Genomic DNA, 17098 nt, shown 5'->3' on the forward strand with positions numbered 1-17098 from the left:
TGCCCGCGCTTTCAAGTCCTTGTTTTCATGCCTATCGTGGTCCCGAAACCGGGCCGCTTTTGGGCGATATTCCTTAGTTTTCCGGCAGCGGGATGAACTCTTCCTCATCTCCGGGAACGATATCGAAGCGGCCCGTCTTCCATTCCTGCTTGGCCTGTTCGATGCGTTCCTTCGACGAGGAAACGAAATTCCACCAGATGTAGCGCTGCGAGCCGAGCGAGGCACCGCCGAACAGCATGAAATGCGCGCCGGTATCCGAGGATACGACGATCTCGTCACCGGGCCGGAACACCAGCAGCCGTTCGGCCGGAAAGACGTCGCCGGAAATCGCGACCTCACCTTCCAGCGTATAGATGGCGCGCTCTTCCGCATCGGCCGGGATCTTCACGCTGGCGCCCGGCGCCAGTCTGAGATCGGCATAGAGCGTCTCGGTATCGGCCCGCACCGGGGAGCGCAGCCCCTGGAAGTCACCGATGACGACACGGCCGCGGACGCCTTCGGCGTCGATCTCGGGCAGCCGCAACGCGGCCGTGTTCTCGAACAACGGCGCCACTTCCTCCTTGCCGTCCGGCAAGGCCAGCCATGTCTGCAGGCCGGAGATCGACATCGGCGCACCACGCAATTCCTCGGGCGTACGCTCGGAGTGGACGATGCCGCGGCCGGCGGTCATCAAATTCACATCGCCGGGCTGGATGACCATTTCGGTGCCCAGCGAATCGCGATGCCGGATCTTGCCGTCGAACAGATAGGTCACCGTCGACAGGCCGATATGGGGATGCGGGCGGACATCCATCGCCTGGCCGCCGCGCAGGATCGCCGGGCCCATGCGGTCGAAGAAGATGAACGGCCCGACCAGCCGCCTCTTGGCGGTCGGCAAGGCGCGGCGCACCTGAAAACCGCCAATGTCCTTGGCGTTCGGGATGACCATCAGCTCGATCTGGTCGCTGGCAAAGGCATCGCCTGCTTCAGGGTCTTTCCCGGGGAAGAAGCTCATGAACTCTCCTTGTCAACGCTCAGTGGCCGCTTTGGCCGCGTCAGGCAAAGCGGATCGCCGCCTTTGCCTTCAGCTTGGCCGCCACCTCTTCGCGATTGCGGGGATGCTGATGGGTTTCGAGCGAATCGAGAAGTTCGCGCGCGGATGCCGCGATGGCTTCGACCGCGTGGTCGAACGCGTGCTGGTTCTGCTTCGACGGCCGCGTCGTTCCGCTCAGCTTGCGGACGAACTGAAGGGCCGCGTCGCGCACTTCGTCACTGGTTGCCGGTGGATCAAAATTGAACAGGGTCTTGATGTTTCTGCACATCGCTTCCGTATCTCCTCTTGTCCTGGAGCCGTTTCAATCGGGACGAGCTTAATCCTCAACCAAGATCGTGTCCAAAAGCGGTAAGGCTGTTCGTGCCTCAGTCCGCGTCGAGCGGCTCGGTGCCGACCGGCTTGCCGTCGCGCGACAGCCTGATCTTTTCGACCTTGTCCTCGGCGGCCTTCAGCAGCCGGTCGCAATGCGCCTTCAGCGCCTCGCCGCGCTCATAGATCCGGATCGACTGGTCGAGCGGCACGTCGCCACGCTCCAGATCATCGACGATCTTCTCCAGCGCGTCGAGTGCCTGCTCGAAGCTCATCGCCTTGACGTCTTCGTTGGTCTCAGCAGCCATCGTTCATCCTTTCATCAGTCGGCCGACATGGGCGGCGACCGAAAATGCCAGTCCCTGCAGATCGTAGCCGCCCTCGAGCAGGCTGACGAGCCGGTTGCCGCTGTGGCGGGCGGCGCGTTGCATCAGCTGGCCGGTCGCCCAGTCGAAATCATCCTCGGTCAGATTGATCTCGGCCAGCGGGTCGCGATGGTGCGCGTCGAAGCCGGCCGAAATGATGATCAGATCGGGCGCGAAATTGTCGAGCGCCGGCAGCACGCGCGACAGGAAGGCATCGCGAAACACCTCGCTGCCGGTCTGCGGCGCCAAAGGCGCGTTGACGATGTTGCCGGCGCCGGTCTCGCTCTTCGCGCCGGTGCCAGGATAAAGCGGCATCTGGTGCGTCGAGCAATAGAGCACCGACGGATCGTCCCAGAAAATATCCTGCGTGCCGTTACCGTGGTGGACGTCCCAATCGACGACGGCAACACGCTCGACGCCATGCTTCTTCTGCGCATAGCGCGCGGCGATCGCCGCCGTGTTGAAGAAGCAGAAGCCCATCGCCGTGTTCTTTTCGGCATGGTGGCCGGGCGGCCGCGCGGCAACGAAGACATTGTCGGCACGGCCGGTAAAGACATCGTCGACAGCGGCGTTGGCGGCACCGATCGCGGTGATCACTGCCTGCCAGCTTTTCGGGCTGGCGGTGGTGTCGGCATCGACGCGGGCAAGGCCCTCTTCGGGAATGGCGGCGCGGATGCGCGCGACGAAATCGGCGGGATGGGCGTAGAGGATCGTGGCCTCGTCGCCCTCCGGCGCCTTGACGCGGTCAAGTGCGGCGAAGGCCTCGTCATCGAGCACGCGCTCAATGGCGCGCAAGCGATCCGGCCGCTCGGGATGGCCGGGCGGCGTGATGTGCTCAAGAAAGATCGGGTGGGTGTAAAGACGGGTTGTCATGCCCCCTATCTAGTGCCCCGGCGCCACGATGGCCATGCGTTGCCGCTTGATGGCTGGGGAAAATCATGCCTGCGTCCATTGGCGTCGCTGCGGGGATTGGCGCTGCCGGCGCTTCGGCGTAAGGTCGCGGCCACTGCCTGGTGCCCGCGCAAGCGGGAGAATCGGGAACACGGTTGAATTCCGTGGCGTGCCCAACGCTGTGAGGGGGACCGCGCCGGTAAATGCCACTGTCGATGACGGGAAGGCACCGGACGCGGGTTGATCCCAAGCCAGAAGACCGGCCTGGCAGGCATCGTCATCCGCATGGTCAGGCGGAGGACATGGATTGCAATCGCAAGGGGACAAGCGATGCCGGAAACCATGACCGCTCCTATGGGCGACGGATTTGACCAGATGGCGCGCGACGCGGTCTACCGCGCCATGTTCACTCGGCGCGACGTGCGCAGCCATTTCCTGCCCACTGCACTCGACGACGAGGTGCTGGCGCGCTTGCTGCTTGCCGCCCATCACGCACCGTCTGTCGGCTTCATGCAGCCGTGGAATTTCATCGTCATTCGCGATGCCGCGCGACGGGCGGAGGTACGTGACCTGTTCCTGGCCGCCCGCGAGCAGGAATTGCCCGCGATCGAGGCCGAAAGACAGGCGCTCTACCGCAAACTCAAGCTGGAAGGCATCTGCGAAAGCGCGCTCAACATCTGCATCACTTGCGACCGCCAGCGCTCACTGGGCTCACCGCTGGGACGCTGGCACAATCCGGAGATGGATCTCTACAGCACGGTCTGTGCGGTGCAGAATTTCTGGCTGGCGGCGCGCGCCGAAGGCGTCGGCGTTGGTTGGGTCAGCATCATCGAGCCGCAAGCGCTGAAGAGCCTGCTGGCCATTCCCGAGCACGTGACGCCGATCGCCTATCTCTGCGTCGGTCGCGTTTCCGAGTTCGCGCCGAAACCGGACCTCGAGACGCATGGCTGGGGCAGGCGGCTGCCGCTGCCTGAACTGATCATGAGCGAGACGTTTTGCGGGCAAGGCGAGGCGCGGCTCAAGTCAGCGGTGGCGGACCTCAACACCGCTGTTATTGCGCCGGCGCAGCCCGCCGATCAGCGTGTCGCGCCGGCCGTGCCCCAGCGCGAGCCGCCAAAGGAGGCCAGTGCCTTGTCCTTGAGTTCCCTGAACTTCGACGACGCCTCGGCCAGCCGGGCGTCCCAGGCCGGATCGGGCACCTGGCCGGCGATGGTCTTGAAATAGACCTGCATCAGGCAAGCGATGGCGAAAGGTTCGATGAAAGCCGCCTTGAAGGCCCAGGCGAAGACGATGGCGAGCACGAAGGCCCAGCCGGCGAGCTGCCCTGGCATCATGAACAGAATGGCGGCGGCCGGAGCCAGCATCAGCAGAAAGATGACGAACGACACCCCCCACATGATGACCGCCAGCCAGACGGCGTTCTTGACCATGGTCTTGCCGTTCTGGGCATAGAGCACGACGCCTTGCCGCGCYGTCTCGAAGGGCGAGGACGAATTGATGCGGATGTTGTAGCCGAGGATGATCTCGTCGACATAGGTCAGCGACAGACGGATCACCGTGTTGATGAAAGAGACAAGGCCGCTCAGGCCTGGAATGGGCAGGAAAGCGGCGATGCCGCCGAGCAGGCCGGTGATGGCGCGGATAGCGCCCTTGACCAGTTGGTCGACGACGAAAAGGATGTTGGCCTCGGCAAAACGCTCGGTGACGACCTGCTTTGCGTAGGCGATCTGGTTCTGGCCGTCGGGAACATCCCGGCCGTCGATCAGATGGACCATGACGGCGATATGGCCGGCCTTGACGACGTAGAGGATGTATTCGCGGATCCAGTAGACGGCGATCGAGACGATGCCGAAACCGACCACGCCACCCCACAGGGCAAAGGACATTGGGCCGTCGGGATCGGTGGAGATATGGCCGACGCCGTAGCCGACAGAGGCGCCGGTGCCGGTCGCCATGATGTAAGCCAGGGTGATGCCGAAATAGACGATCATGCGAAAGACAATGAACGGCCAGGTCCTGATCATGATGGACACCGACCGGCCGATCTCGAAATCCCACATGGCTCCGAATCTCCCCTCAGAGATGGCTGCGGAGGATGCGCTCTGCCTGAAGATTGTCAATCGGGGCGGTGGCCAGCGAGGCGCCCAACGGGGGATTTGGGTCTGTTATGAAGCTGGTTTTCTGAGCAGGCCTTCAAGCAGCTGCTTGAACGCCGCCACCACCATCTTCGATGTCGCTTCGGGATCGTTCGAATTGGCGATCCGCTGCGCCGCCTGGCTGCTGGCGCCGTTGATCAGCCGTGCGGCGGTCTCGGGGTCGACGCTGCGGACGACCACCCCTTCCCCCTGCAGCGCGGTCAGATGATCGGTCATTGAGCCGACGCAGGCATTGGCATTGGACCATTGCGCCGGATCGCCCAGCACGGCCGGGCCATCGCGGAACATGATGCGCTGGATTTCCGGCTCCAGCGCCATCTCGATATAGGTCGTACATTCGTCGACGAAGTGTTGCCAGCGAGTCGGCGCTTTCGAGGCGACCTCATTCACCCTGGCCGCCATCTCGCCGTCGATTTCGGCGATAACCGCCTCCAGAAGCCCCTTCTTGTCGCCAAAATGATGATAGAGCGCGCCGCGCGTCAGTCCGGCGGATGCGGTGAAATCATCCATCGAGGCCTCGGCATAGCCTGTCGTGCCGAAGGCCTGGCGGGCCGCGGCGATCAGCTTGGCGCGCGTCTCTGCGATCATCTCCTTGCGGGGTCTGTGCATTCTGTCTGGCCTTATCCACATACGTTCCGTATGCCAATTGACATACGTCGCGTATGGCTTATCTAACCCTCATACGCTCCGTATGTAATTGTCAGATCGCCCTTTGTCGAGGAACCCATGCAAAACCCCTATGCTGCAATCTTTCGTGCTCCGGGAGCCAAGGGCTTCGCGATCGCCGGCTTCATCGCGCGCCTGCCGATCGCCATGGCGCCGATCGGCATTGTGGCCATGCTGTCGCAGACGCGCGGCGAATACTGGTTGGCCGGCGCGGTCTCGGCGACATTCGCTCTCGGCAACGCATTCGTTTCGCCGCAGACGTCGAGGCTGGTGGATCGCCTTGGACAGACGCGGGTTGCGGTCCCCACCACCCTCATCACATTTATCGCCTTTGCGGTGCTGATTGTTGCGGCCAATCAGGATTGGCCGGTATGGACGCTGTTCGTGTCGGCGCTGGCGGCAGCCGCCATGCCCAGCATGCCGGCAATGGTTCGCGCGCGCTGGACCGAGCTTTTTCGCGGACGTCCGCAAATGAACACTGCATTCGCCTTCGAGTCGGTCGCGGACGAACTGGTCTATATTCTCGGCGCATCACTTTCGGTGGGCCTCAGCGCCGCACTGTTTCCGGAAGCCGGCGTCCTGGCAAGCACGCTGTTTCTTGCCGTTGGCTGGGCCGCGTTCATCCTGCAGCGTTCGAGCGAACCACAAGTGCGGCCGGTTGGTCATGGCTCCGCCGGCTCGGCAATCCGTCTGCGGCCGGTGCAGATCATCACCTTCGCCATAATCTTCGTTGGCGCGACCTTCGCGACGACGGAGGTCAGCACGATAGCGCTTACCAAGGAACTCGGGCGGCCCGGTGCCGCCAGCCTCGTCATCGGCGTCTATGCAGTGGGATCGTTCGCGCTCGGCATTGTGGTCGGCGCGCTCAACCTGAAGGCGCCGCTGCAGCGGCAACTCGCCATTGCCGTCGCCGTCCTGGCGCTCAGCACATTGCTGCCGCTCACCGCCGGCTCAGTGCCGCTGCTGGCCCTGACCGTGTTCCTCAGCGGCGTGGCGATCTCGCCGACCTTCATTACGGCGTTCGGCCTGATCGAGCGGCATGTGCCGGAAGCGATGCTGACCGAGGGCATCACCTGGGTGACAACAGGGATCGGTATCGGCATGGCGCTGGGCGCGTTCGTCGCCGGCGCGGTGGTGGATGCGTTTGGCGCCCAGAGCGGATTCTGGGTCTCCGTTGCATCAGGCACGATTGCGTTGGCCACAGTGCTGCTTGGCCAGCGCAGTCTGGCCACCCGCGAATGCCACCTGGATGGGTGTGAGGCTGCCGCCGTTCCCGCGGAATAGCGCGCTCGGCCTTGGTGGGCCGGGCCGTCCTATGTGGCGGGACCTGAAATCCAGCGCGGTCGTGCCAGCGCAAAAAGCATTGTTGGCGCGCCGTGCAGCATCACCTCCTGCTCGAAGGCGAAGCCGCATTTCTCCAGCACCCGCCTTGATGCCGGATTGGCGGCACGGGCAAGGCCAATGACCCGGTCGGCACGGAGAGGGCCGAACGCGGCCTGCAGCGCCGCGGTGACCAGTTCCGTGGCATAGCCATGGCCCCAGCTCTGGGGATGAAGATGGTAGGACAGGTTCAGGCCGTCAAAGTCAGCCGATACGGTGACACCGCCGAAGCCGACCAGCTTGCCATCGGCTTCGACCGCCCAGCGGCCAAAGCCATGCTTGTCCCAATGGCCGATGTCGCGCGCCAGCCTGGCGGCGCTCTGCTGAGGCGTGTCCGCAACCGGATCGGGGCGATGGGCGACAAGTTGATAGCGCGAGAAGAGGTCGATCAGGAAATCCAGATCAGCCTGCGCCGGGCGGCGCAGCAAAAGCCGCTCGCTGCGCTGGCTCAGAGGCAATGACGCGTTCATGCCATCATCTCCCGGCAAAGGGATCGGTTACCCCTTCACAGGATCTCGGTCTTGGCGATGTGGATGCCAAAGCCTTCGAGACCGACATAGTGGCGCTCGCGTGAGGCAATCAGGTTGATCGAGGAAATGCCGAGATCCTTCAGGATCTGCGCGCCGAGGCCGATCTCGCGCCATTCGTTCTCGCGGCGGCGGGCCTCTTCGTGATCCTCGCGATCGCCGCTCAGCGGGCGCTTGCGCTGCTGATGCGCGACACCGACCGAGCCTTCTCTGAGATAGACGATGACGCCGCGCTTGCGCTCGCCCATCGTTTTCATGATGGCGTCGAGCCGATGGCTGGTGCCGAAGACGTCGGTCACCACATCCTCGGAATGCAGCCGCACCGGCACGTCCTCGCCATCGCGGATATCGCCGAAGACGATAGCGACGTGATGCATGGTGTCCCAGGGAAGCGTGTAGGTGAAGACCTGAGCCTTGCCGCCAAGCGTGTCGATATCGGAGCAGGCGACGCGCTCGACCAGCGTTTCCTTGCGCTGACGGTAAGCGATGAGGTCGGCGACCGAAACCTGCTTCAGACCATGCTCCTCGGCGAAAGCCTGCACCTGCGGCCCCCGCTTGACGGTGCCGTCGTCATTGACCAGTTCGGAAATGACGCCGATCAGCGGCAGGCCGGCGAGCTTGCAGAGATCGACCGCGGCTTCAGTATGGCCCGAACGCATCAGCACGCCGCCTTCGCGCGCGATCAGCGGAAAGATGTGGCCGGGGCGGACAAAATCGGAAGCGCCGACATTGCCATTGGCAAGGTTGCGCACGGTCAGCGTGCGGTCGTCGGCCGAAATGCCAGTCGTCGTGCCATGTTTGAAATCGACGCTGACGGTGAATGCGGTGGTGTGGGCGGAATCGTTGTCGGCGACCATCGGCTGCAGGTTGAGCCGCTTGGCTTCCTCACGCGGCATCGGCGTACAGACGATGCCCGAGGTGTTGCGGATGATGAAGGCCATCTTTTCCGGCGTGCAGTGAACAGCGGCGACGATCAGGTCGCCCTCGTTCTCGCGCCCGTCATCGTCCATGACGACGACGATCTCGCCGCGCTCGAAAGCGCGGATGGCTTCGACGATCTTCTTCTGGTCGTAAGGCATGGACGCTCGCTTTGCTCGCAGGGCAGTAGGGGAATAGGGCAGTAAGGCAGCAGGGGAAAGCAAAAATTTGGCTGTCTGAGCGCTGGGCGTAGCATACTGCCCTACTGCCCTACTGCCTTACTCCCCCACTCACCTCCCGGTCTGTCCCCGATGCCGCAGATAGTGATCGGCAATGGCGCAGGCAACCATGGCTTCACCAATCGGTACGGCGCGGATGCCGACGCAGGGATCGTGGCGGCCCTTGGTCATCACCTCGACGTCATTGCCGTCCTTGTCGATCGACTTGCGCGGCGTCAGGATCGACGAGGTCGGCTTGACGGCGAAGCGCGCGATGATCGCTTGGCCGGTCGAGATGCCGCCAAGGATGCCGCCGGCATTGTTGGAGAGAAACACCGGCTTGCCGTCATTGCCCATACGCATCTCGTCGGCATTCTGTTCGCCGGTGATGCGCGCGGCCTCGAAACCATTGCCGATCTCGACGCCCTTGACGGCGTTGATCGACATCAGGCCCGACGCGATGTCCTGGTCGAGCTTGGCATAGATCGGCGCGCCGAGGCCTGGCGGAACACCGTCGGCGACAATCTCGATCACCGCACCGACCGAGGAGCCGGCCTTGCGGATGCCATCGAGGTATTTGGTGAAGACGGGAACGGAAGCGGGATCGGGCGTGAAGAACGGGTTCTCGGCATCACCGATGAAATTCCAGTTCCAGTTGGCGCGGTCGATCGACTTTTCGCCCATCGACACCAGCGCGCCGCGCACCACCATGCCCGGCACCACCTTGCGGGCGAGCGCGCCTGCCGCCACCCGCGCCGCTGTTTCGCGAGCCGAGGAGCGGCCACCGCCGCGATAGTCGCGTATGCCGTATTTGACATCGTAGGTGTAGTCGGCATGGCCCGGCCGGAACTGGCGAGCGATCTCGCCATAGTCCTTCGAACGCTGGTCGACATTTTCGATCAGCATCGAGACCGGCGTGCCGGTGGTGATCATCGTCTCGCCGTCCTCGTCGAGCACGAAGCCCGACAGCACTTTCACCTCGTCCGGCTCGCGGCGCTGGGTGACGAAACGCGACTGGCCCGGCCGGCGCTTGTCGAGTTCAGCCTGGATCTCGTCGCGCGTGAAGCGGATGCCGGGCGGACAGCCGTCGACCACGCAGCCCAGTGCTGCGCCATGGCTTTCGCCCCAGGTGGTGACGCGGAAAAGATGGCCGAACGTGTTGTGAGACATGGAAAAGTGCCCTGCCCGGCAGCCGAGCCGGTTGAAGCCTGCCTTCTATTGGCGTTTTTTGCAGTGGTCAAACTGTCATCCCCGCCGTTTAAGTTTTGACACATTCGGCTGGTTTCTGCTTTCTTCCATCCGCCGTTGAGGATCCGCCGCCACAGTGCCGGCGCAATGACCAAAGAGGACGATCATGCGTACCCTGATTGGCACTGTTGTCGCCACGCTGCTTTATGCCACCGCTGCTTTCGCCGGCCAGACCGAAGGCCTGATCAAGAAGGTCGACAAGGACGCGCTGACCCTGACGCTGGACGACGGCAAATCCTACAAGCTGAATGCCGAGACCGATCTCGACGCGCTGAAGCCGGGCATGGACATCGTCATCGCTTACGACGTGACCAATGGCGAGAACGTCATCACTGACATGCAGTTGCCGGACGGCGACACGAACTAAAGCTTCCGACCCAAGTTGGATGCGTGCCGTCGGTTCGACATTCCGCCGAGCCGGCCCAAACGTGTCTTACGCGATTGCGGCGGCAAACTGCCGCGTCATTTCCTCGGCCATTTTAGACCGCCTAAAGCCATTCCAGGCTCTTGCCTTCAAGCTTGAGCACGCGATCCTGCGGTATCTCCAGGTTCGCGGCCTCGTCTTCGGCCATATCAAGCACGAAGCGGAACAGCGTGCGCATGACGCCACCGTGCGTCACACAGACCGTCTTGCGGTCCATCTCGTCGAAGCAGGGCTTCACCCGTTCGAGCAGCATCTGGTAGCTTTCCGCCCCGTCGCCGGGCGGCTGGAAGTTCCATTTGTCCAGCGCGCGGGACCGGCTTGCTCCAGGTGACTGCGTCTCGAGTTCGGCAAAGGTAAAACTCTGCCAGTCACCGAAATTGACTTCAATGAGGCGTGCATCGGTTCGATAGGCGAGCGGATCGAGTTTCATCGCGGAGCGGATGCGTTCCATCGTTTCGCGCGTTCGCCGCATCGGGCTGGCGGCGAAATCGAAATCGTGGGGATCGCCGACAAGTTCGGCCAGCCGATGCCCGTTCCCGGTCGCCTGTTCGCGGCCTAGCACATTGAGATCGGTGTCGGCCTGGCCCTGAAGCCGGAACTCGGCGTTCCACGCGGTCTGGCCGTGGCGCACGATATAAACCAGCGGGTACATCAGGTCTTCCGGAGGTCGGGCCTGGGCCTGGGCGGAGGATAGGCGGAGGGAGTTAGTCCTTGACCGTCGAAATATCAGGCGCGTCGACCGCCTTCATGCCGACCACGTGGTAGCCGGAATCGACATGATGCACTTCGCCGGTGACGCCACGCGACAGGTCGGACAGGAAATAGACGCCGGAATCGCCGACCTCTTCCTGGGTGACCGTCCGCTTCAGCGGCGAATTGTATTCGTTCCACTTCAGGATGTAGCGGAAGTCGCCGATGCCGGATGCGGCCAGCGTCTTGATCGGGCCGGCGGAGATGGCGTTGACGCGGATCTTCTTGGCGCCGAGATCGACGGCGAGGTAGCGCACGCTGGCCTCGAGCGCGGCCTTGGCGACACCCATGACGTTGTAATGCGGCATCACCTTCTCGGCACCGTAATAGGTCAGCGTCAGAAGTGAACCGCCATCGGTCATCAGCGCCTCGGCGCGCTTGGCAATGGTGGTGAAGGAATAGACCGAAATGTCCATGGTGCGCAGGAAGTTGTCGCGCGTGGTCTCGACATAGCGGCCGGTCAGCTCATCCTTGTCGGAAAAAGCGATGGCATGGACGAGGAAATCGAGCTTGCCACCCCAATGCCTGGCGACATTGGCGAAAACCTCGTCGAGGGTCGCCGGATCAGTGACGTCGCAATGGCCGGCGACAAAGGCGCCAAGTTCCGCCGCCAGCGGCTCGACGCGCTTCTTGAACGCCTCGCCCTGATAGGTCAACGCGATCTCGGCGCCATGATCAACACAGGCCTTGGCTATGCCATAGGCAATCGACCTGTTGTTCGCGACGCCAAGAATCAGGCCGCGCTTGCCGGCCATCAGGCCCTGTCCACCCGCCATGTGAGCGCTCTCCGCAAGGTTTCTGGTTTGTGGAGTGCCTATCGCACAGGCACACAGCCCCTTCAAGCGCTCAAACCGGACAGTTCGGGGGACAAAAGCGCTGGATCAGCCTTTTTGGCTACGCAGCAGGGCCTCGAGTGCAGAATCCCCGCCCTCCGGCAGCATGATGCGCACATGGACGTAGAGATCGCCATGGCCGCCGGCTTTCTCCGGCAAGCCCCTGCCCTTGAGCCGCAGGACCTTGTCCGAGCTCGACCAGGCGGGCACATTGACCGCAAGCCTGCCGGTTGGCGTCTCGACCGGCACCTTGGCGCCCAGCACCGCATCCGCCAGCGACACCGGCAGATCGGCATGCAGGTCGCGGCCTTCGACGCGGTAGCGCGAATGCCGGCGGATATGGATCTTGACCAGCGCGTCACCGGGCTGGCCAGGGCCCTGCTCGCCCTGCCCCTTCAGCCGGATGGTCTGGCCATCCTCGACAAAGGCCGGCAGTTTGACCGCCACCTTGCGACCATCGGGGAACATCGCCGTCACCTTTTCGGCGGTCGCGGCTTCCTCGATGGTGACGTCGAGCGTGACGTTCAGATCGGCCGCCGTCGCCGGCTGACGACGGTCGCCAGCGCCGGCGCCGCGCGCGCCGGAAAAGGCGTCGCCGAAAATCTGGCTGAAAATATCGCTGTTGCCGTCGAACGGATCACCGCCCGGGCGCCCAGACCTGAATTCGAATCGCGAACCACCGGCCCCTTGCTGGCGGCGAAACCCGCCGAACGGATCGCCGCCACCGGCGGCGCCTTCAAATCCCTGGAAGCGCGGTTTTCCGTCGGCGTCGATCTCGCCGCGATCGAAGGCGGCACGGTTCTTCTCGTCGCCAACGATCTCATAGGCCTGGTTGGCCTGGGCAAAACGGTCCTTCGCCTTGGGATCATCCGGATTCTGGTCCGGATGATGTTTCTTGGCGAGTTTCCGATACGCCGATTTTATGTCCTTGGCCGATGCGTTCTTTGCAACGCCCAGGACCTCATACGGGTCGCGCATGCTTCCTGCCCTGGAAATGAGTTGAGTCCATACTTGCCCTCTATATGCGCTCGCATAGGAAGAAATTCCAGTAGCGGGTCACCATATCGGAAGCGGAAAATCAGAGCCTGATCCGAAAGTCGGCGGCTGAGGATCGGTGAGGGATTTTTGTCGATCCGGAAGGAGCCGATCGCAGCCGATATCGCGATATCGGCAAGATTGGCGACGCACCGGGCGACGAAAAGACCCGCCGAGCCGACCCGATCTTTCGAGTCCGGCTCAGAGCGCTTTGAAGCCCTGCATGCGCCAGCCGCCGGCACTGGCGAGGCACAGTTCGCCCTCGAACATGGCAACGCCATCAAAGCTCTCGCGCGAGGCCTTGAAGCGGCGGCAGGTCTGGCCCCTGTCCTTCAATTCCGCCAGCTCGGTGATCGAGCCGCGTGAGCCGGTGCCGGTATTCGCCCACGGCACGGCCTGGCCGCCGAGTTGCTCGATGTCGGCGGAGGACACTGCATTGCCGATCGTCGTCTGGTCGGAATCACGATCCGAATCGGTCGACGCGGCCGAAGCCTGCGTGCTGCTGGTCAGGATCGAGCGGTCCACTTCGGCCTTTTCCAGGCTGAAGCCACCTGCGCCACAGCCAACAAGCGGCAGGGCGATTGACACGATCGCCGCTTTCGCGCTGGCCGAAGCGATAACGCCCCATTGCCTGCTGTCAAAAGCTTGCGCGATACGCGACAATCGGCAACCTCCCTGATCTCGTGACAATTTGAGAAAAACTATGAGTGACACAGAGTTAACAACCAGTGACTTTACCGAAGCGGCCGAGCCGTTTCGCCTTTTTGCCGCCTGGCTGGACGATGCCACCAAGAGCGAGATCAACGACGCCAATGGTGTCGCACTTGCGACCGTCGATGCCGAAGGCATGCCGGATGTGCGGATGGTGCTGCTCAAGGGGTTCGATGAGGGTGGCTTTGTTTTCTACACGAATTTCGAGAGCGCGAAGGGCCAGGAGATTCTTGGCAGCATGAAGGCGGCGATGTGTTTCCACTGGAAATCGCTGCGCCGGCAGGTGCGCATTCGCGGTCCGGTGGAGATCGTCAGCGAGGCCGATGCCGACAGCTATTATGCGACGCGCCCGCGCGGCAGCCGCATCGGCGCCTGGGCGTCGAAGCAGTCGCGGCCGCTGGAGAGCCGCTTCGCGCTCGAGAAGGCAGTCGCCGAATACACAGCCCGTTACGCCATCGGCGAGATTCCGCGGCCAAAGCACTGGTCAGGCTTCCGCATCGTGCCGAAGGTGATCGAGTTCTGGCATGACAGGCCGTTCCGACTGCACGACCGGATGGTCTTTTCCCGCAATGCCAAGGGCGGTTGGGACAAGACGCGGCTTTATCCCTGAAAGGTCTCAGCTCTTCTTTCTGGTCATAAACGCAGTGAGCGCCGCGCGAGCCTCATCCGACTTCAGCCGCTCGCGGAAATGCTCGCTTTCCTCGCCGATGCGGGCGACGAGGTCATCGCGCGAGCCGCGCATCAAATCACGCGCGATCTTCAGCGCCTGCGGCGGCTTGGCGGCGATCTGGCCGGCGGCCGCCAGCACCGAGGCTTCAAGTGCACCCTCTTCGACCACTTCATAGATCAAGCCAGCGGCCTTCGCGCGCTCGGCGGAAAAACCCTCGCCAAGACCGAGCAGTGCGAAGGCGCCTTGCTGGCCCAGGATGCGCGGCGCCAGCAGGCTTGAGCCCGCCTCGGGCACCAGGCCGAGGTCGACAAAAGGCGTCCTGAACAGGGTGCGCGGCGTGGCGAAGGTCAGGTCGCAATGCAGGTTGAGCGTGGTGCCGATGCCGACCGCGATGCCGTCGACGCCGGAGACGATGGGTTTTTCGACCCTGGCCAGCGCCATCAGAAAATCCCAGACTTCCGTGCCGCCATCGCCGCCGGTGGCCACGACCATGAAATCGGCAAGGTCATTGCCGGAAGAGAAAGCGCCGGGCACGCCGAAGAAGACATGGACGCGGATCGCCGGATCGGCGTCACCTTCGGCAAGAGCCGTCGACATCTTTGCGTACATGGCGCGGGTCAGCGCGTTCTTCTTGTCCGGGCGGTTCATGCGGATGATCTGGATCGCGCCCTGGCGCTCGACGAGGATGTGGTCTGTCACGGTCTTTTTTCCCTGGTGAGCGCTTTGAGAATTCAGGCTGATATCAGCGTCTTGCCGGCGGCAACGAGGCTCTCTGCGCCATCGACAACACGCCCTTTCAAGGCACTCGCCTCGCCGAGCAGGTTTTCCGCGAAGAAGCGGCAAAGGGCGATGCGGCCTTGGTCGGCAAGACCGCCGCGCGCCAGATAGGCGCCGCCGGCGGCAAGCGAGATCAGCCGCAGATACGGCGTCGCGCCCGCCAGCGCCTCTTCCACCCGGCCGTCGGCCGACAGTTTTTGCAGAAAGCGCGTCGTTTGTGTCAGATCGCCGAGTGCAGCATCGAGCGCATCGGCGGTGCGACCGAAACCTTGCAGGTTGGAGGTCCGCACGGCGTTGGCGACAGTGGCCAATTCGCCGATGAAGCCATGCACATGCTCGCCGCCGCCAAGCGGCAGTTTGCGGGTGACCAGATCGATCGCCTGGATGCCATTGGTGCCCTCGTAGATCGGCGCGATGCGCGCGTCGCGGTAGAAGGCTGCCGCCCCCGTTTCCTCGATGAAGCCCATGCCGCCATGCACCTGGACGCCGAGCGAGGCGACGTCGACGCCGACATCGGTCGAGAACGCCTTGGCCAGCGGTGTCAAAAGATTGGCACGGTCGCGCCAATGCGCAGCCTCGTCACCGTCCGAGACCCGCGCCATGTCGATGGCGTGGGCACAGGAATAGCTGATCGCCCGCGCGATCTGCGTCAGCGCCTTCATGGTCAGGAGATTGCGCTGTACGTCGGGGTGATGGACGATCGGCGCCATGCCGGCGCCGGCGTAATCCGCCGCTTTGCCCTGGCGGCGGTCGTTGGCATAGGCGATTGCCTTCTGGGTGGCGGCTTCCGCGACCGCGACACCCTGCATGCCGACGCAAAGCCGCGCATTGTTCATCATAGTGAACATGCAGGCGAGGCCCTTGTTCTCCTCGCCGATCAGCCAGCCAATGGCGCCCGGCTTGGTGCCCTGGAACCCGTCACCATAGATCATGGTGCAGGTCGGCGAGGCATGGATGCCGAGCTTGTGTTCAAGGCCCGAACAGAAGACGTCGTTGCGCAACCCTAGCGATCCATCGTCGCCGACCAGGAATTTCGGCACCAGGAACAGCGAGATGCCGCGCGTGCCGGCAGGCGCATCCGGCAGCCGCGCCAGCACCAGATGGATGATGTTGTCGGTAAAATCGTGCTCGCCATAGGTGATGAATATCTTCTGGCCGAAGATGCGGTAGGTGCCGTCGCCGGCCGGTTCGGCGCGGGCGCGCAAGGCGGCGAGATCGGAGCCGGCCTGCGGTTCGGTCAGGTTCATCGTGCCCATCCACTCGCCGGACACGAGCTTGGCAAGGTACTTCGCCTTGAGCTCTTCGGAAGCATGCTTGTCCAGCGCTTCGACAGCGCCCATGGTCAGCGTCGGGCCGATGCCAAAGGCCATGGCGGCGGAGTTCCACATTTCGAGCGCGGCGACGCCGAGCATGGTCGGCAGCGCCTGGCCGCCATACTCTTCCGGTCCGGAGAGCGCGTTCCAGCCGCCATCGATCCAGCGGCGATAGAGGTCCTTCCAGCCCGGCGGCGTGGTGACGGCAGCGTCTTTCAGCACCGCACCGCGTTCGTCGCCAATCTTGTAGAGCGGCGCCACCTCCTCGGTGGCGAACCGGCCGGCCTCGCCAAGGACGGCATCGACCAGATCCTCGCCAAGATCGCCAAACGCGCCGGCATCCAGGGCCGGCTTCATGCCCGCCACATGCTTGAGCGTGAACGCAATATCCTCGACCGGTGCCCGATACATGCCGCTTTCCTCCTCAGCTTCCGCCTGCCGACCCTATGGCTGACGGAGCCGCAAAACCATCCGCCTTTGGGCGCTCTCCCATCTTCTTTTTACGTAAACGTCAAATTTTGTCACGTGGATTTTGCAATCGCGCCGGCCTGTATTAAATTCGATGGACGCCGCATCAAGTCGAACGTCGACAGCCAGAACCAGCCGACCGGAACCAGCCCATGCTCGCCAGACCCGACGCCTATCGCTGCATCGAATGCGGCTTGCCCTATCGCGCAACGGGGTTCTGGTACCATGAGGGCAAATTGGAGCACGGTGCGGCCTACTGGTCGGATCGCGGCATTTTGTGCTCGCCACAATGTTCGCTCGCCCATCATCGCAAGCGCGCCGCCGAGGGCACGCTGCAGCAAGAGCCCGCGCCCGACCCGTTCGGATTTCCGCCGGTCGGCCGGCGCTAACTTCGCCGCGCCTCAGC

At 63.4% G+C, this 17098-nt stretch carries 19 protein-coding genes, 1 pseudogene and 1 riboswitch; of the genes and pseudogenes, 5 read left to right on the plus strand and 15 right to left on the minus strand.

Going from position 1 to position 17098, the window contains the following annotated elements; genetic code table 11:
• Positions 1-73: 73 nt before the first annotated feature.
• The 4 genes from AC1DX4_RS07280 to AC1DX4_RS07295 form a co-directional block, all read right to left on the minus strand.
• Positions 74-994 (minus strand): pirin family protein, encoded by a 921-nt coding sequence (locus AC1DX4_RS07280; protein WP_477219660.1) that lies wholly within the window; start codon positions 992-994, stop codon positions 74-76.
• A 40-nt stretch (positions 995-1034) separates the two neighbouring features.
• Positions 1035-1301, minus strand: a complete 267-nt coding sequence (locus tag AC1DX4_RS07285) for a DUF2277 domain-containing protein (protein ID WP_477219661.1) — start codon at positions 1299-1301, stop codon at positions 1035-1037.
• Between the two features lie 97 nt (positions 1302-1398).
• Positions 1399-1650: an exodeoxyribonuclease VII small subunit gene (locus tag AC1DX4_RS07290; protein WP_056565628.1), complete on the minus strand. Its 252-nt coding sequence runs from the start codon at positions 1648-1650 to the stop codon at positions 1399-1401.
• Between the two features lie 3 nt (positions 1651-1653).
• Complete coding sequence (locus tag AC1DX4_RS07295; RefSeq protein WP_477219662.1) at positions 1654-2580, minus strand: histone deacetylase family protein; 927 nt, start codon at positions 2578-2580, stop codon at positions 1654-1656.
• A gap of 121 nt (positions 2581-2701) precedes the next feature.
• A riboswitch (cobalamin riboswitch) is annotated at positions 2702-2880 on the plus strand.
• Between the two features lie 93 nt (positions 2881-2973).
• Here AC1DX4_RS07295 and bluB point away from each other — a divergent pair.
• Positions 2974-3558, plus strand: a pseudogene (gene bluB / locus AC1DX4_RS07300) (5,6-dimethylbenzimidazole synthase); the annotation flags it as partial.
• Positions 3559-3674: 116 nt separating this feature from the next.
• Here bluB and AC1DX4_RS07305 read toward each other — a convergent pair.
• Together AC1DX4_RS07305 and AC1DX4_RS07310 are read right to left on the minus strand one after the other, a co-directional pair.
• The gene (locus AC1DX4_RS07305; protein WP_477219663.1) at positions 3675-4658 is read right to left on the minus strand and encodes a hypothetical protein; all 984 of its coding nucleotides are present in this window, start codon (positions 4656-4658) and stop codon (positions 3675-3677) included.
• A 105-nt stretch (positions 4659-4763) separates the two neighbouring features.
• Positions 4764-5363 carry a TetR/AcrR family transcriptional regulator gene (locus AC1DX4_RS07310; protein WP_477219664.1) on the minus strand — a complete coding sequence of 200 codons (600 nt, stop codon included), beginning with the start codon at positions 5361-5363 and terminating at the stop codon, positions 4764-4766.
• Between the two features lie 117 nt (positions 5364-5480).
• Here AC1DX4_RS07310 and AC1DX4_RS07315 point away from each other — a divergent pair, with 117 nt between their 5' ends.
• Positions 5481-6704: an MFS transporter gene (locus tag AC1DX4_RS07315; protein WP_477219665.1), complete on the plus strand. Its 1224-nt coding sequence runs from the start codon at positions 5481-5483 to the stop codon at positions 6702-6704.
• A 29-nt stretch (positions 6705-6733) separates the two neighbouring features.
• On the opposite strand, the gene AC1DX4_RS07320 is transcribed toward AC1DX4_RS07315, so the two are convergent.
• From AC1DX4_RS07320 to aroC, 3 genes are all read right to left on the minus strand, one after another.
• Positions 6734-7270: a GNAT family N-acetyltransferase gene (locus AC1DX4_RS07320; RefSeq protein WP_477219666.1), complete on the minus strand. Its 537-nt coding sequence runs from the start codon at positions 7268-7270 to the stop codon at positions 6734-6736.
• A 35-nt stretch (positions 7271-7305) separates the two neighbouring features.
• Positions 7306-8406, minus strand: coding sequence for a 3,4-dihydroxy-2-butanone-4-phosphate synthase (gene ribB, locus AC1DX4_RS07325; RefSeq protein ID WP_477219667.1), 1101 nt, complete (start codon positions 8404-8406; stop codon positions 7306-7308).
• 129 nt (positions 8407-8535) lie between these two features.
• Positions 8536-9633 carry a chorismate synthase gene (gene aroC, locus AC1DX4_RS07330; RefSeq protein WP_477219668.1) on the minus strand — a complete coding sequence of 366 codons (1098 nt, stop codon included), beginning with the start codon at positions 9631-9633 and terminating at the stop codon, positions 8536-8538.
• A 184-nt stretch (positions 9634-9817) separates the two neighbouring features.
• Here aroC and AC1DX4_RS07335 point away from each other — a divergent pair, with 184 nt between their 5' ends.
• Positions 9818-10078 (plus strand): DUF1344 domain-containing protein, encoded by a 261-nt coding sequence (locus AC1DX4_RS07335; RefSeq protein ID WP_477219669.1) that lies wholly within the window; start codon positions 9818-9820, stop codon positions 10076-10078.
• A 121-nt stretch (positions 10079-10199) separates the two neighbouring features.
• Here the strand turns inward: AC1DX4_RS07335 and AC1DX4_RS07340 are convergent, their stop codons facing one another.
• From AC1DX4_RS07340 to AC1DX4_RS07355, 4 genes are all read right to left on the minus strand, one after another.
• Complete coding sequence (locus AC1DX4_RS07340; RefSeq protein ID WP_477219670.1) at positions 10200-10787, minus strand: histidine phosphatase family protein; 588 nt, start codon at positions 10785-10787, stop codon at positions 10200-10202.
• Between the two features lie 52 nt (positions 10788-10839).
• On the minus strand, positions 10840-11661 hold the full coding sequence (gene fabI, locus AC1DX4_RS07345; protein ID WP_477219671.1) for an enoyl-ACP reductase FabI: 822 nt from the start codon (positions 11659-11661) through the stop codon (positions 10840-10842).
• 105 nt (positions 11662-11766) lie between these two features.
• Entirely contained in the window at positions 11767-12696 is a 930-nt protein-coding gene (locus AC1DX4_RS07350; RefSeq protein WP_477219672.1) for a DnaJ C-terminal domain-containing protein, read from the minus strand.
• 258 nt (positions 12697-12954) lie between these two features.
• Complete coding sequence (locus tag AC1DX4_RS07355; RefSeq protein WP_477219673.1) at positions 12955-13416, minus strand: RT0821/Lpp0805 family surface protein; 462 nt, start codon at positions 13414-13416, stop codon at positions 12955-12957.
• 40 nt (positions 13417-13456) lie between these two features.
• Between AC1DX4_RS07355 and pdxH the strand changes: the two genes are divergently transcribed.
• Positions 13457-14074 carry a pyridoxamine 5'-phosphate oxidase gene (gene pdxH, locus AC1DX4_RS07360; protein ID WP_477219674.1) on the plus strand — a complete coding sequence of 206 codons (618 nt, stop codon included), beginning with the start codon at positions 13457-13459 and terminating at the stop codon, positions 14072-14074.
• A gap of 6 nt (positions 14075-14080) precedes the next feature.
• Here the strand turns inward: pdxH and AC1DX4_RS07365 are convergent, their stop codons facing one another.
• Positions 14081-14833: a crotonase/enoyl-CoA hydratase family protein gene (locus AC1DX4_RS07365; protein ID WP_477219675.1), complete on the minus strand. Its 753-nt coding sequence runs from the start codon at positions 14831-14833 to the stop codon at positions 14081-14083.
• Positions 14834-14865: 32 nt separating this feature from the next.
• Positions 14866-16635, minus strand: a complete 1770-nt coding sequence (locus AC1DX4_RS07370; RefSeq protein ID WP_477219676.1) for an acyl-CoA dehydrogenase — start codon at positions 16633-16635, stop codon at positions 14866-14868.
• A 209-nt stretch (positions 16636-16844) separates the two neighbouring features.
• On the opposite strand from AC1DX4_RS07370, the gene AC1DX4_RS07375 reads away from it, so the two are divergent.
• Positions 16845-17081, plus strand: coding sequence for a hypothetical protein (locus AC1DX4_RS07375; protein WP_477219677.1), 237 nt, complete (start codon positions 16845-16847; stop codon positions 17079-17081).
• Positions 17082-17098 lie beyond the last annotated feature (17 nt).

The organism is Mesorhizobium sp. P3_A8 (assembly GCF_056402995.1).

Excerpts from the sequence above, each read along its gene's own strand:
- AC1DX4_RS07290 (WP_056565628.1), bottom strand. The coding sequence starts at position 1,650 with ATGGCTGCTGAGACCAACGAAGACGTCAAGGCGATGAGCTTCGAGCAG.
- AC1DX4_RS07350 (WP_477219672.1), bottom strand. The coding sequence starts at position 12,696 with ATGCGCGACCCGTATGAGGTCCTGGGCGTTGCAAAGAACGCATCGGCC.
- AC1DX4_RS07310 (WP_477219664.1), bottom strand. The coding sequence starts at position 5,363 with ATGCACAGACCCCGCAAGGAGATGATCGCAGAGACGCGCGCCAAGCTG.
- AC1DX4_RS07320 (WP_477219666.1), bottom strand. The coding sequence starts at position 7,270 with ATGAACGCGTCATTGCCTCTGAGCCAGCGCAGCGAGCGGCTTTTGCTG.
- AC1DX4_RS07295 (WP_477219662.1), bottom strand. The coding sequence starts at position 2,580 with ATGACAACCCGTCTTTACACCCACCCGATCTTTCTTGAGCACATCACG.
- ribB (WP_477219667.1), bottom strand. The coding sequence starts at position 8,406 with ATGCCTTACGACCAGAAGAAGATCGTCGAAGCCATCCGCGCTTTCGAG.
- AC1DX4_RS07280 (WP_477219660.1), bottom strand. The coding sequence starts at position 994 with ATGAGCTTCTTCCCCGGGAAAGACCCTGAAGCAGGCGATGCCTTTGCC.
- AC1DX4_RS07370 (WP_477219676.1), bottom strand. The coding sequence starts at position 16,635 with ATGTATCGGGCACCGGTCGAGGATATTGCGTTCACGCTCAAGCATGTG.
- AC1DX4_RS07340 (WP_477219670.1), bottom strand. The coding sequence starts at position 10,787 with ATGTACCCGCTGGTTTATATCGTGCGCCACGGCCAGACCGCGTGGAAC.
- aroC (WP_477219668.1), bottom strand. The coding sequence starts at position 9,633 with ATGTCTCACAACACGTTCGGCCATCTTTTCCGCGTCACCACCTGGGGC.
- AC1DX4_RS07335 (WP_477219669.1), top strand. The coding sequence starts at position 9,818 with ATGCGTACCCTGATTGGCACTGTTGTCGCCACGCTGCTTTATGCCACC.
- AC1DX4_RS07285 (WP_477219661.1), bottom strand. The coding sequence starts at position 1,301 with ATGTGCAGAAACATCAAGACCCTGTTCAATTTTGATCCACCGGCAACC.
- pdxH (WP_477219674.1), top strand. The coding sequence starts at position 13,457 with ATGAGTGACACAGAGTTAACAACCAGTGACTTTACCGAAGCGGCCGAG.
- fabI (WP_477219671.1), bottom strand. The coding sequence starts at position 11,661 with ATGGCGGGTGGACAGGGCCTGATGGCCGGCAAGCGCGGCCTGATTCTT.
- AC1DX4_RS07375 (WP_477219677.1), top strand. The coding sequence starts at position 16,845 with ATGCTCGCCAGACCCGACGCCTATCGCTGCATCGAATGCGGCTTGCCC.
- AC1DX4_RS07315 (WP_477219665.1), top strand. The coding sequence starts at position 5,481 with ATGCAAAACCCCTATGCTGCAATCTTTCGTGCTCCGGGAGCCAAGGGC.